This is a genomic window from Mesorhizobium koreense, from assembly GCF_031656215.1.
GTDB lineage: Bacteria > Pseudomonadota > Alphaproteobacteria > Rhizobiales > Rhizobiaceae > Mesorhizobium_L > Mesorhizobium_L koreense.
The window spans coordinates 3,646,020-3,659,924 of sequence record NZ_CP134228.1 but is presented as its reverse complement, the minus strand read 5'-3'; the positions used below and the strand labels follow the sequence as shown (position 1 = coordinate 3,659,924).

The window sequence follows — 13,905 nt, the reverse complement described above, 5'->3', positions numbered from 1 at the left end:
AACAGATTGTGATCGAAATGGCACGCATCAGGCCCATTGTGGGCCGGGCGCTTAACGTCCCGGCAATGAATCGCTATGCTTAATGGGACGTATCCTGCAATGCTACCCGGACGGATGACGGCCTTGTTTTGTATCGGTGTTCGGGCGGTGACGGGGAGGGCGGGCTTGTGCCCGTTCCGTATCCTTTCAGCCAATTCTGTTCGCGACAGGTGAAATTGTGAAAGTTTTTCGACGCCGCATCGCGGCGCTGCCTTTTCTGGTGCTTGGCGTCACGATTGCGATGGGCACCTCCAGCGCGTCGGCGCAGAATCTTTTCGAGCGGCTTTTCGGCGCTCACCGCTACGAGCGCGGCGAACGTTACGACTCGATGCCCGACCGCGGCCGCTATCAGTGGAACGGCCGCTATGACCGGCGCGATTCCCGGGAGGAGCCCGCCGCTCAGCCGACGGCGCCGCGGAAGCTTGTCAAGATCAGCGGTCCGACCTACCGCGCCTACAAGCCGGATCCGCTTGTCCGCGTCGATTTCACGCCTGTCATCAAGGCGGAGCATGAGACCACGTTCCAGCCTTCCCTCCAGGCAAGCGGGTTCGAGGAGGCGCGTGCGACACTGGCAGACTTCGGTCTTTACGCCACCAAGGACGTAGCCAAGGCGCTGAACGACTACTATTCGAAGAATCCGGATTTCATCTGGGTCAGCGGCTTCGGCCCGAACAGCCGCGCCAAGGAGGCGCTCAGGGTGCTCGGCGAAGCGGCGAGCTACGGGCTCAATCCGGCCGACTATGCCGTCACTGTTCCGTCGACGGCTTTTTCCATCGACGACACGGCCGGCCGCATGCGCGAATTGACGCGCTTCGAGGTGGAATTGTCGGCGCGCGTCCTGCGCTACGTCCATGATGCCTACGACGGCAGGGTCGCTCCTGACCGCATGTCCGAATATTACGACCTGCCGGTAAAGCCGCTCGACATGGTGGCGGTGCTTACCGACCTTTCGCACACCTTCGAGGCGCGCGAATATCTCGAGGCAAAACATCCACAGGCGCCGCAATACCAGCAACTCAGGACCGAGCTTGCCGCGCTTCGCGACAGTTCGGAAAACGACATCGTCGTCCGGCCCGACCTGCTTTTGAAGCCGGGCGGTACCGACCCCGATTTCCCGAAGATCCTGGAACTCATCTCGCAAAAGGCGGATGACGCCTTCAAGACGGAATACGGCACGCTCCTGGAAGAGAACGCGACGAACGAGACCTATTCCGAAGACCTCGTGCCGCTGATCAAGGCGGCGCAGAAGGCCAACGGGCTTGCAGCCGACGGTGTGATCGGTTCGCGCACCGTGAAGGTGCTGGCCGGCGAGACGAAGGCCGACAAGATTGCCAAGGTGACGGTGGCGCTGGAAGAAATGCGCTGGCTGCCGCACACGCTCGGCGATCAATATGTCTTCATCAACGAACCGGCCTATCGCGTGACCTTCACGAAGGATGGCCAGCAACTCCTTTCAATGCGCGCGGTGGTCGGAAGGCCGACCAACCAGACGACTTTCTTCTACGACCAGATCGAGGAAGTCGTCTTCAACCCCTATTGGGGCGTTCCGCAGTCGATCATCGTCAACGAGATGCTGCCCAGGCTCGTCACCGATCCGGGTTACCTCGACCGCGCGGGCTATGAAGTCACCGACATGAAGGGTAATCGCATCCCCTCGGCGGCCATCGACTGGGGCCGCTATGGCACGCACATCCCTTACAACGTCCGCCAGGTGCCGAGCGACGACAATGCGCTCGGCGAATTGAAGATACTCTTCCCGAACAAGCACGCCATCTATATGCATGACACGCCGGCGAAGAGCTTATTCAAGCGGGACATGCGCGCTTTCAGCCATGGCTGCGTGCGCCTGCAGGAGCCGCGCGAGATGGCCGCCGCCGTGCTCGGCACCAGCGTCGATGCGATCGCCGCCAAGCTCAAGCAGGGCCATTCCTCGCAGAAGGTTCCGGTCAAGATACCGGTCTATGTAGCCTATTTCACAGCCTGGCCGGATGCGGACGGCAAGGTGCAATTCTATGACGACGTCTACGGCCGCGACGCGCGGTTGGCCGAGGCCATGCAAAAGACGGACGCCGTGAGGGCTCCGGTTTCGGAGGAAGTGTCCGGCGCCATCGAGAAGGCAGACAGCGGCGCCGATTCGAAATTGTGATATCGACTAGGTCGGAAGGCGCTGAGCCCGGATTGCGGCGCTCTCAGAATGAGCCGTTGCCGTGCGCGCGCTCGGCACGGCGCGCGGCGTCGACCTTGTCCTGCAGAACTTCTTCCTGTGTCTTGGGTGTGCTGTAGCGCTGCTCGACCGTCATGGGCCAACCCCCGCCGCCGCAGGCCGACAGGGCCACGAGCATTCCGCCGAGCATGGACGCGGTAAGAGAGATACCGAGCCCTGCGCGCAGCAGCGCCGCCCATGCTGATCGGTTGCCTGTGCTGATCCTCATCCCATTTCCCCGCCGGCTGCTTCCTTAGGCGATGGTGGGCGATGACGGGCTCGAACCGCCGACATCTTCGGTGTAAACGAAGCGCTCTACCAACTGAGCTAATCGCCCTTCCGGCGCCCGTTTAAGGGTTTCCAGCCTGCCCGGCAAGGGGATTTCCGGCATTGCCTGCCTGCGCGGCAACGCTGAAACGCAATTGCCACATATTGTATGTCGGCTCGATCAACCTCAAGCGGCGCCGTTTCCGCCTCCGGCCAGGCGGCATCTCGCATCGGCCTTGTGCGTCCGCCGTTCCGCACCTTGCCTTACATGCCGGCGCGGTGATCCAGCGTCCGTCGAAGCGCTCCTTTCGAGCATGGTTGGCCGCTTGACACCACATGGGTAACCGCTTAATCACCCGCCACGACGCGGCCGTCTGGCGGCGTCGAAGCGCGGGTGTAGCTCAGTCGGTTAGAGTGCCGGCCTGTCACGCCGGAGGTCGCGGGTTCGAGCCCCGTCACTCGCGCCATATTTCTCAAACACTTGGCGCTTTGTCGCTCTGGAGTTTCAACTTTTCTCCGGGGCCAGTTTCAACTTTTTGTATTTGTTATGTTCATGACCGAGCAATTTCCGCCCCTTGCAGCGTGCTTCGTCGGCAGCGCGATCGGGCAAGGGCAGGGTCGGCCCGGCCGCGAGAACGAACTTCAACGCTTATCATTGCCAGGATTCTGCCAGCCAGATACGCCGAAAGCATAGTGCAATATATACGAAGTGCCGATGGAAGCTTTCTTCCTGAAGCTCGGAATCTATAATAAATATTTGAGCTTAATATTGAATATAATCGTGAGCGAACGGAGCTTGATATCCCCGGGAAATTCTCGGCCTTTCCGAAGGCCGACCGGGGATTTGCGATCCGGGTGTATTCGCGCGAGCTGAAGGGCCAGTCCGCGCATCTTTGGCGACCGTATCGAGAGGTTGAAGGCGAAACCGGGGTTTGACGGGGCGCTGATGGCGCTTAGCCGGAAGCGGTGGGGGCTGTGCTGTCTGCGTTCTACGACAATCTGAAGCAGCATTCCGAAAACGTGGCGCTGGTCGCCGGAGACCGGCAGGTCAGCTACGGCGAGCTCCTGGGGGAGGCGGAAAACTTTGCCGAGCGGCTCGGACCGGCGCGCGCGCTGGTGTTCCTGGAGGCTCTCAACACCGTCGAGTCGATCGCCGCCTATCTCGGCTGTCTGATCGGAGCGCATCCCGTCTATCTTTTTTCAGGGCGCGACTGGCAAAAGACCGCCGCCCTGGCGGAAAGGTACAAACCCAACGTCGTCTGGCGCTGGCGAAGCGGCAGTCTCGAGGAGGATAGGCCTTGCGAAGCGCCTCACGAGCTGCATCCGGACCTGCGCGTGCTTCTGTCGACATCCGGGTCGACCGGAACCCCGAAGTTCGTGAAGTTGTCGGGAAAGAATATCCACGCCAATGCTCTTTCCATCTGCGAATACCTCCGTCTCGATACCCGCGAACGGGCCCTGACGAGCCTGCAGTTCAATTATTCCTATGGGATGTCGGTGGTGAATTCCCATCTGGCATGCGGCGCTTCCCTGGCGCTGACCGATCTATCCGTCATCGAACGCGAATTCTGGGATCTCTTCGGCCAAGTCGGTGCAACCAGTTTCGCGGGCGTTCCCTACACATTCGAAATGCTCGACCGAGCGGCGTTTCCGTGGGCAAAAACGCGGGGGTTGAGATACGCCACGCAGGCGGGCGGCCGGCTCGCGCCGGCGCTCGTCAGCCAGCTTGCCAGGGTCGGCGAAGAGAACGGATGGCGCTTCTATGTGATGTACGGACAGACAGAAGCCTCGCCCCGTATCGCTTATCTTCCCCCGGACCGGGCCGCGGAATTCTCCCATTGCATTGGTATGCCGGTGCCGGGCGGCGAAATCGACTTGATCGACGAGACCGGGAACCCCGTTCTCGTACCCGATATTCCCGGTGAACTGACATATCGCGGCCCGAACGTCATGATGGGGTACGCACACGATAGTTCCGACCTCTCTTCCGACTGCACGCCGGCCCGGCTTTTGACCGACGACATCGCCTGCCGGAACGGAGACGGGCTCTTCTACATCGTCGGCAGGAAATCCCGCTTCGTAAAGCCATTCGGAATCCGGGTGAACCTGGACGAAGTACAGAACCAGGCCAGGCAATGGATACCCGGCTGCGCGCTTGCGGGAACGGATGAAAGGATCGTCGTCGCATTCCCCCGGTCAGTCTCGCCGGTGGAATCCGAGCAGCTCGTGTCAACATTGGCCTCCATGTACCACCTGCCGGCCTTCATGTTCTCAGTGGTCGTTGTTGACGAACTGCCGTTGCTGGAAACAGGCAAGACCGACTACCGACAGCTTTTGGAACTGGCCGCAAGGGACCGGGAGGAGAGTGTCGCGCGCGTTTCAGGAGCCGCGCTGCCCGACTGGCTGTCGGTACTTCTTTCTCCGGATTTCTACAGAGGGGCATTCCTGGAATCCGCACGGATACTCGGCCTCGCCAAGGAGGAATGGGAAGGGGTCGCGCACATTTACCGAACCTTCGTCAGCGCGCAGGGCGTCGATGCCGGCAGCACCTTCTCCTCGTTGTCCGGGGATTCGCTGAGCTATGTACAAACCTATCTTGCGCTCGAGGACTATTTGGGGTGCGTCCCCGACGATTGGGAAAATCTGACGGTGGATGAACTAGAGGGCCGCGCGAATGCATTGGCTCTCTAGGCGCGGCATTTCATCCGACATTGCCCTGAAGGCGATTGCGATTTCCGCTGTCGTCTTCAATCATGCGCATCCCGTGAGGCCATTCGACTATGCCGGCGGGATGACGGTACTCCTGATGCTATCGGGATATTCGTTCGCGCGTTTCGCGCTGCAGAGCGGCGATGCGCAGTCCGTCAGGCGCGCGGTCGCCAGCCTGGCGCTTAAGATATGGTTGCCGTGCGCCGCCATTGTGCTGCTTTCCTTCGTTGTCCGGCAGAAATTCAGCCTTTCCGAGCTCCTTTTTTTCAGCAACCTGTTCTCCAGGGAATTCCTGACTTTCATGTTTGTCTGGTATCCGCAGGTGCTGCTTCAGATCCTTGCTTTTACGTTTCTCCTGTTTTGCATTCCGGCGGCAGCCGACGGCTTCCTGCGAAATCCGCTCCGAGGATCGCTCGTTCTCCTCACTCTGGCGATCGTGACGACGACCTTCTGGCCGGAGGTGCCGCACGCCACATTGCCCTGGCGAGTAGCCTGGAATTTCCTGCTCGGATGGGTCGCTTTCTTTTTGTTGCGCGACCGGAACGCGCATACGCTTGGAATGCGGAAAACTGCTCTTGTCGCGGGAACCGTCGTGTGTGCGGGAGCGGTCTTCGGTCCGGCCGATCCTCAGTTCTGGACCCTTTCGGCGGCCATGACGATACTGGCGCTGAAATCCAGCCTGATCCTGCCCTCCATCGCCGTACGAGTGCTCTACGTCGTCGGTCAGGCATCTTTCACGATCTTCCTGCTGCATACCATCTTCCTGCGGGTACACAGAAAAGTCCTCGGCCTGTATGACCAGGATGGAGCATGGATATTCGCGATGATCGCCAGCACATTGGCCTGGGTTGCCGGGGCGGCGGCCATGAGAGCTTACCGCCGCGTATCGAACGAACGGACGGCAGAATTTGTGGGTGGAGCGAAAAATATGCTCCGGCCCTCGCCGCAAGTCGGGTGACGGCATCGGAGCGGGGAGTTCCAGACAACCTTCGAGGCAAAGGCTGGAGCGGCATGGCGCGTATCGCGACGCGTCATGAGGCAAGCGGGCGCTCAAAAGCGGGCAATGCCCCCTACAAAAATGCCAACCACGAAACCGCGGCTCGCATTCAGCTTCCCCTTGCCGGCTTGGTGGCCCCATCGGCTGGCCACGCACTCAAGACGCGCTTGAGAAAATGCTGCGTTGGCCGCTCAAAGAACGCATATGAAAGTAGTGCAAGCACTACAGCGCCGATCACCGCACATAGATAAACAGCAAATGCCAGCAAGAAGTCCGGCGGGGGGAAGATGTCCAGCAGCCTTTCCACCTTCGAGAGAAAGATAGGATGGATCAGGTAGAGTGAATAGCTGGCGGCGCCGATCGACAAGAGAAGCGGGCCTCTCACGACATATCCGGAGCGCTCCAGCCGCGTCGCGCCATAGACAATGGCAGCGGCCGGAATTCCGTACATAAATACTCTCGCCGACCTGATCTCGCCAAACGCAAGATCTCCGAGGATCAGCCCCACGATGCCGCCGGCGACCATGAAAATCGCCACGCCGACGCTTTCAAGCGGCCACCACCGGAATTTCGGCGGGATGGCTGCGATCGCCATTCCAAAGAGGAATTCGAAGATGATCGGATGATCGTAGTAGCCAAGGTATTGGCTGTGGGTCCAGTCGGCGAGGCTCATCATGACCAGGAAGAACGCGGGCACGACAAGAGGCCAGTATCTGGAGCCACGCCAGTATCTGGAGCCACGGAAGACAAGGGCTAAGGCGAATATCGCGTAGAAGAACATCTCGAAAATAAGAGTCCATCCGACGAAGAGAATGGGAAAATAGGCGCTGGGGAATCTCGCTCCCGCCATGTCTCCTTCGACATGGGGGAGAAAGAGCAATGACTGAACAAGCCACTCCCAGTCAAAATGAGAAGGATTGTGCTCATAGCTCTTGGCCGCCAATGCGATCACCAGGAGCCAATAGAGGGGGGCAATGCGGATCAGCCGCTTGGCAAGAAACGATACGGGACTTGTGTCACGCCCGCGTGTCGTTTCGAACATGATGAAGCCGCTGATCACGAAAAACAGGTCGACGCCGGCCGACCCTACGGTCGTGTTGAACCAATGGGGAAATGTGTTCCCATGACTGTGATGCCAATCGAAGAGGATGTGGTCGCAAACAACCATCAGCGCTGCGACCGCGCGCAATACCTGAATATTAACGATCACGTAAAATGCCCCGCCTGCTAACCCGGTGGAGCAATCATCCGGCAATAGTCAGAGGCAGGACAACATGCACAAAAGGTTGTGATGCGCCATATCGGGCTCCGTGTGAAAGGCTGACCTGAGCGCAATTGTTAGGTCTTCCGCGCTCAAATACCGCTTTCGACCTATGTCCGGCCAACCCGCTTGCCTGACGGGCGCTCGGTTCGACCCGCGCCTTCCTTCCATCTCGAGGAGGACGTATGGCCGCCCTCAGCGGAATGGCGAGGAAAAGTCTTTGCCGGCCACTCGCTCGAGTGAGAATTTGATGTCGTCGGATGAGCACTCGTCAGAGTCGCCGTGCCAGCGGGCTTCGGACCCTGATCCGCCGGTTCACGGTTGCGTGCCATGTCGGGCAGTCGCGAGCTTGCGGCGCTCAACTCAAGCGCATGGATTGAGCCAGGAGGCTTCCGAAGCCCTTCACGCCGGCTGGATATCCAGCAAGCCTGAGCGCATGCCAGAGCGTCATCTGCGATGTCGAAAGCACCGGTTTCCCCAGTTCATCCTCAAGCTCCTGCAGAACCGCCATCGACTGCCAGTTGGTGCAGGCCAGCACCACTGCCTGCGCTTCGGAGTTGTCGACGGCGCGGACCGCGTCGATCGCCGTTTGCGGCGGCAAGCGGCCGACCTGCAGATTGTCCACCATTCCGAGCCCGCTCGAAGCGACGACTTCCAACCCGTTGTCGCTGAGGAACTTGATGGCGATGTCGTTCACTTCCGACTTGAATGCCGTCGATAGCGCCACCTTCTTCAAACCCAACGCGTCCAGCGCCGCCAGGAGGGCTGTTGAAGTTGTCGTTGCGGGTTTTCCGGATGCCTTTGTCAGCCGGGCGATCAGCTCCTGATCGTACCCCTTGCCGCGCAGGAAGCTCGGGGCGGTCGCCCCTAGAACGACGACGTCGACATCCGCGGAAGCCAGATATTCGGCCTCCCGATCGATATCCTCCGTCAGTCTTGCGATCGAGGCGGGCTCGATTTTGGTCAGAAAGCAGCGCGCGACATGGAGCGTCACGTCAGAGGGGAGGGCCCGGTAGAATTCAACCTCGATCGTCGAGTTGGAGGAAGGCACAAGCAATCCGATGCGTTTCGACGTCGGGGGCGACTGATCAGACATGACGGCTCCATTCGGTATGTCGTTAAAGAATCTGATTGAGGAATTCGCGTGTGCGCTCGTGGCGAGGCGAAGCGAAGAATTCATCCGGCGGGCCGTCTTCCACTATCTTGCCGCTATCGGTGAAGTAGATCCTGTTGGCGACCTCGCGGGCAAAGCCCATCTCGTGGGTGACGATCAGGCACGTCATGCCGTCCTCCGCCAGTTCCCGTATGGTGACGAGAACCTCCTTGACGGTCTCCGGATCGAGTGCGGCCGTGACCTCGTCGAACAGCATGACGTTCGGGTTCATCGCGAGTGACCTCGCAATTGCCACCCGCTGCTGCTGGCCGCCGGAGAGCTCTCCCGGATAGGCCATTTCCTTGCCTTCCAGCCGCACCTTTCTGAGCAGCGCGCGGGCCCGCGTCTCGACCGAGGCGCGATCCTGCTTGAGGACATGGATGGGCGCCATCATGACGTTCTGCAGCGCAGTGCGATGCGGAAAGAGATTGTACTGCTGAAACACCATGCCGACCTTGCGGCGGAGAGCCAACTTGTCGAGCCTGGCTCCAGTGACGTCTTGTCCATCGACCATGATCGAACCCTCGTCGACGGGGACAAGCGCGTTTACGCAGCGCAGCAGTGTCGATTTCCCGGAGCCGGAGGGACCGATGATGCAGACGGTGTCTCCGTGCGTTACGTCCATCGAGACACCCCGGAGAACGGGCATGGCTCCGAAGGATTTGTGGATGTCCCTTATGCGAACGATAGGAGGATTTTCTTCGGTCATAAGGCCTCAGTTCCTCACGGCGTATCGACGTTCGAGCCGGATCGTCCAGGCCGATATCGGGTATGAGTAGATAAAGAACAGGGCGAGCAGGAAAAGGTAGAACGGCGTCAGCATGTCGGGACGGCCTACCGCAGAGATCGCGGCACGGGTCAGGGTCAGGCCTTCGTTGACCCCCAGGACGGACGCAAGCGGCGTCGACATGATCATGATCGCGTAGGCGTTCATCCACGGAGGCAGCATCCGCTTGATGCACTGGGGCAGGATGATCATGCGTATCGTCTGCCATCGCGAGAAGGCGAGGGCCTCCGCCGTCTCCCATTGCGCGGACGGGATGGAAGCGAATGCGCCTCTGACGATCTCCGATACGTATGCCATCTTCGACAGCGACAGGCCGAAGATCGCCTTCACCCATGCGGGGAGCGGCACGTCGAACGGGCCGATATGAACCTGGAAGGGTATCAGGTACATGCAGAAAAAGAGCAGCACCAGGGTGGGCGCGTTGCGGAAAAATTCGGTGATCAGCCACGAAATCCGTTTGACCCATAGCGTTTGGGCGCATTGTCCGATGCCGAGCAGCCCGCCCGCCAGGGTGCCCAGCACGACCGCGATGAGGCTCATGGCGACGTTCAGGCAAAACCCGAAAAAGATCAAAGGCGCCCATTTGGCCAGGATATCGAGCCAGCCCTCACTGCCCGGCGCAGCAAGCGCGGCGTCGGCGGTCACCATCAGCGTGAATCCAAGACTGAAGACGAAGAGTACCGCCATCAGGACCTGTGACTTCGACGACGTTGAACCGACGATTTTGTGGGTCAGGTCCAAGACTCAGGCTCCCAGGTTGTAGCCGGGGATGCGCAGGTAGGCCTCGAGCCTATGCATCGCGTAGACCAGCAAACCCACCAGAAAGACGTAGAAGAACAGCACCACGAACATCATCTCGGTGACGTTCAGTTGTTCGCTCCATATCTCGGAGGACACGTAGAGGACTTCTGGAACGGCGATCACATAAGCCAGTGACGTCGACTTCACGAGGCTGACCAGGTTGTTCGCCAATGAGGGCAGGCTGAAGCGTACCGCAAGCGGCAGGACGATATGGAAGTAGATCTGATGCGTGCGATAACCTAGTGCTTCGGCCGCCTGCACCGTGGTATCCGGCACAGCCTCGATGCTGGCCCTGAAGTTCTCGATGTTGAAGCTTCCATAATAGAACGACAGGGAAATGACGGCCCAGGTGAAGTTGCTGAGACGAAATACGCCGCTGTCCGTGTGGATGGTCAGGAACCCGCCCACCACAAAGAAGAAGAAAAAAAGCTGTACGATCGGCGGAGTATTGCGAAACAGGGCGATGTAGGCCCGAATCAACGCATTGGTGATCCGGAACCTCGAGCCTTGGAGCCACGCGCCGATCACGCCGATCGCGATGGAAAGGACGATGCAGGTCAAAGCCAGCTCCAGCGTAAGCTGGATGCCGGCCAAGAATCTCCCACGATCGTAGGAATCGTAGACGAACGACAGATTGATTCCGGTGACGTCATAAAGACGCTCGAACCAACTCGCGATCGTGTCCATCACTATTTCTGGTTCGCCAGCTTCTTATGCTCTTCCTCGAGGAACGTATTGGGGGCAACGCCCCATTTCGCGTTCAGATCGATAAGGAACCCGGATTTGTGCCAATCGGTCACGATGCCCGACAGGGTCTTGCCAAACTCGGTTTCGGCTTCTCCCTTGCGCACTCCGATGGAGTGATACTGGCGGTCTTCGCTGGGGAGAGGCACCTCGTAATCCTTCCACTGAGGCTCCTTGGCAGCCATCTCCAGCAGGAGATCGTTGTATACGAAGGCGACGCAGTTTCCGGCACGGAGCGCCGCGTATCCTTCCTCGATCGTCGGAAGCGACATGGCTTTGGCGCCATATGTCTTCTCGATCCACTTGTTATAGACGCTGCCTTGCTGGCCGCAGACCGGCTTACCGGTAAGGTCCTTCCATTCCTTGAGCTTCGCACTTTTGCGCGCGAGCACATTTGTGGCAGCCGAATAGTAGTGAGGCTGTATCATGTCTATCGCCCGTCGACGCTCCTTGGTGTCGTACATCGTGGCGATAAGCATATCGACCCGGCCCTGGTTCAGGAATTCGATACGGTTCGAGCTCTGGACCACCACGGCTTGCAGTTTCACGCCGAGCCTTTTTGCCACGTCCTGAGCCAGGTCGACTTCCATTCCGATCGGCTTGCCCTGCGGATCGAGATAGCCCCATGGGCGCGAGTCGCCCTTTACGCCGACCACGAGAGTGCCGCGTGACTTGATGTCGGAAAGCTCGTCTGCAAGTGTGGAACCCAAGGTGACGGCTGCGAGCGTCGCCGCGGAAATGGCGGCAGCCGCGAATTTCAGAACAAAACCCTTCATTTCTTCCTCCCTAGCCATTCAATTTATTGGCGAAAGGCATTCCTGACTTCGCCAATTTCGATGACAAGCGGGCAAAATGCCTCGCTGGCGCTGTGTTCCCCACGCAACAAGCATGCCAGCTTGAACGAGCCCGCTCCTCACATGGCCAGCCGGTTGCTGCGATACAGGATACAGTATACGGAAAAGCAGAAGCGCTGGAACCGCAAAATGTCCGGGTTGCTGCTGTGTAGTCCAGACGGACAAAGTGTCTTTCCTATTGCCGTCGATGGCAGCCAGCCATCGGACGGCTCATGGCAAGTTCCAGGAGAAAGATTGCAGACGGATGTTCGCCGGCATTTCCCATGGCATGACATTTGCGTACGAGCGCTTTCAGACACGGTGCCCGTCCGCAAAGGATCCGGCCATGTTCTTGCGCCTCGTGCAGTGAAAGTTGGGCAATCATCGTGAACAGCAGCAGACCCCAGTATGATCTGGTTATCGTCGGTGGAGGTCTTGCCGGCCTCGTGGGGGGAGTGCGCGCGACCGAACTCGGGCTGCGGACGTTGCTGCTGGAGAAGGGAGACGGCGACGATTATCCCTGCAATTCGCGGCAGTCAGGCGGCATTCTTCATATCTTCTTTCACGACCCCTTCCGCCCCGCGCAGGAACTCGTCAATATAGTTGCCAAGGCGACGGATGGCGAGGCAAAGCCGCAATTGGCAGCCGCGCTTGCCGAAAATGGCGGCCGGTTGATTTCCTGGCTGCAGGCAAAGGGCGCGCGCTTCATGCGCTTCAATCCCCAGGAAGGCTATCGCTGGTGCATGGCGCCGCCGCGGGCCCTCCGAGCGGGGATAGACTGGCAGGGGCGCGGTCCGGATGTCGTTCTTCAAGGGCTTGCAAGAGACTTCGTGGCGAGGGGAGGGACGCTCCGCCTGAGGACCCGAGCCACCGCCCTGATCATGGAAGAGGGCGTGTGTGTCGGTGTTCGTGGGCAAAGCGAGAGCGGGGAGGAAGAATGGTATGCCTCGCACTGCCTGATTGCCGATGGCGGATTCCAAGCCGACCCCGAACTGTTCCAGGCCCATATCGGTCCCGGGTTCGATGCCGTTTTCCAACGCGGGGCACGCACGGGGATGGGCGATGGTCTCAAGATGGCCGTGGCGGCCGGCGCGGCGCTCACCGAGACGAACCGATTTTACGGTCATCTGCTTTGCGCGGATGCGCGCAACAACGACAATGTCTGGCCTTACCCGGAACTCGATGCGATCGCGACCGGGGGATTGGTCGTCGACCAGACTGGCCGACGTGTCGTCGATGAAGGACGAAGCGGCGTTTATCTGGCGAATGCCCTGGCAGCGCTGCCCGCGTCATCCAGATTCCATGTCATCTTCGATGGCGCGATCTGGGAAGGGCCCGGCAAATCGGCCCGTATTCCCGCCAATCCACTGCTGGAACGCGCCAACGGCACGGTTCTGCGCGCGGACACATTGGAGGAACTGGCCGGCAAGATCGGCGTGCCGCCGCAGGAACTGCGCGCAACGGTGGAGGGGTATCAGGTGGCACTCGACAATGGCACGCTGGATCGACTGCCGGTGCCGCGCTCCGAGCGCATAAAACCCCATCCAATCGCCAACCCGCCATTCATGGCTATTCCTGCGGTTCCCGGTATCACCTATACGATGGGCGGCATTGCCATCGATGGGCATGCCCAGGTTCTTGACAAACAGGGTTCTCCCATCAGGGGACTTCTGGCTGCCGGCGCCGCGACGGGCGGATTGGAAGGCGGCAGCAACGCCGTCTACATCGGAGGCTTGATCAAGGCCGGTTCCTTCGGCCTGATAGCGGCGGAACGGGTAGCCGAACTGGTAAAAGGTGCCGGCGTTGCCGGAAAGAATCCTCTTTCTTCGGCTACCACGCCAGCTTTGGAGAGTACCGGCGCGCCTGTTCCCCATGGGCTCGACCGTTTCCCGGTGCTTCGGGCCACGATCCGGTTCGGCAACGCGGCCGCGTTGATCGCCGGGTTGCTGGCTGCGGTGCTGACTTTGTGGATTTCCTGGCCATCTTGGGGAACTCCCCAGATCGTACTCGCTGCGGTGTTGGCGCTCGGCGTCGCCTTAGCAATACGCAGCTATACCGAACTGGTCAGGCTGATCACGGAACTTCTGATCCCCGATTGACGCCCAACGAGG

The 13,905-nt window shown here is 59.9% G+C and carries 11 protein-coding genes and 2 tRNA genes; 5 read left to right on the top strand and 8 right to left on the bottom strand.

Annotated elements, in window-relative coordinates:
* The first annotated feature begins 217 nt into the window (after positions 1-217).
* Positions 218-2,185, top strand: coding sequence for a L,D-transpeptidase family protein (locus RBH77_RS17390; protein WP_311028838.1), 1,968 nt, complete (start codon positions 218-220; stop codon positions 2,183-2,185).
* Positions 2,186-2,228: 43 nt separating this feature from the next.
* Here RBH77_RS17390 and RBH77_RS17385 read toward each other — a convergent pair whose 3' ends face one another.
* Positions 2,229-2,471 (bottom strand): hypothetical protein, encoded by a 243-nt coding sequence (locus RBH77_RS17385; RefSeq protein ID WP_311028837.1) that lies wholly within the window; start codon positions 2,469-2,471, stop codon positions 2,229-2,231.
* Between the two features lie 32 nt (positions 2,472-2,503).
* Positions 2,504-2,579, bottom strand: a tRNA-Val gene (locus tag RBH77_RS17380).
* Between the two features lie 320 nt (positions 2,580-2,899).
* Here RBH77_RS17380 and RBH77_RS17375 point away from each other — a divergent pair.
* The 3 genes from RBH77_RS17375 to RBH77_RS17365 all read left to right on the top strand — a co-directional run bounded on the left by RBH77_RS17375 (position 2,900) and on the right by RBH77_RS17365 (position 6,176).
* Positions 2,900-2,976 (top strand) — tRNA-Asp (locus tag RBH77_RS17375).
* A 553-nt stretch (positions 2,977-3,529) separates the two neighbouring features.
* A complete protein-coding gene (locus tag RBH77_RS17370) occupies positions 3,530-5,200 on the top strand; it encodes an AMP-binding protein (RefSeq protein WP_311028836.1) in 1,671 nt (556 codons plus the stop codon).
* Positions 5,184-6,176: an acyltransferase family protein gene (locus RBH77_RS17365; protein ID WP_311028835.1), complete on the top strand. Its 993-nt coding sequence runs from the start codon at positions 5,184-5,186 to the stop codon at positions 6,174-6,176. The genes RBH77_RS17370 and RBH77_RS17365 overlap by 17 nt, the downstream gene beginning before the upstream one ends.
* Positions 6,177-6,324: 148 nt before the next feature.
* On the opposite strand, the gene RBH77_RS17360 is transcribed toward RBH77_RS17365, so the two are convergent.
* From RBH77_RS17360 to RBH77_RS17335, 6 genes are all read right to left on the bottom strand, one after another.
* A complete protein-coding gene (locus tag RBH77_RS17360; RefSeq protein ID WP_311028834.1) occupies positions 6,325-7,425 on the bottom strand; it encodes an acyltransferase family protein in 1,101 nt (366 codons plus the stop codon).
* A gap of 409 nt (positions 7,426-7,834) precedes the next feature.
* Entirely contained in the window at positions 7,835-8,572 is a 738-nt protein-coding gene (locus RBH77_RS17355) for a maleate cis-trans isomerase family protein (RefSeq protein ID WP_311028833.1), read from the bottom strand.
* A gap of 22 nt (positions 8,573-8,594) precedes the next feature.
* Positions 8,595-9,338, bottom strand: coding sequence for an amino acid ABC transporter ATP-binding protein (locus tag RBH77_RS17350; protein ID WP_311028832.1), 744 nt, complete (start codon positions 9,336-9,338; stop codon positions 8,595-8,597).
* A gap of 6 nt (positions 9,339-9,344) precedes the next feature.
* Entirely contained in the window at positions 9,345-10,157 is an 813-nt protein-coding gene (locus RBH77_RS17345) for an amino acid ABC transporter permease (RefSeq protein WP_311028831.1), read from the bottom strand.
* Between the two features lie 3 nt (positions 10,158-10,160).
* Positions 10,161-10,904 carry an amino acid ABC transporter permease gene (locus tag RBH77_RS17340; protein WP_311028830.1) on the bottom strand — a complete coding sequence of 248 codons (744 nt, stop codon included), beginning with the start codon at positions 10,902-10,904 and terminating at the stop codon, positions 10,161-10,163.
* A gap of 2 nt (positions 10,905-10,906) precedes the next feature.
* Complete coding sequence (locus RBH77_RS17335; protein WP_311028829.1) at positions 10,907-11,737, bottom strand: transporter substrate-binding domain-containing protein; 831 nt, start codon at positions 11,735-11,737, stop codon at positions 10,907-10,909.
* Positions 11,738-12,180: 443 nt separating this feature from the next.
* Here RBH77_RS17335 and RBH77_RS17330 point away from each other — a divergent pair, with 443 nt between their 5' ends.
* On the top strand, positions 12,181-13,893 hold the full coding sequence (locus RBH77_RS17330) for an FAD-dependent oxidoreductase (RefSeq protein WP_311028828.1): 1,713 nt from the start codon (positions 12,181-12,183) through the stop codon (positions 13,891-13,893).
* The last annotated feature ends 12 nt before the right edge of the window (positions 13,894-13,905 follow it).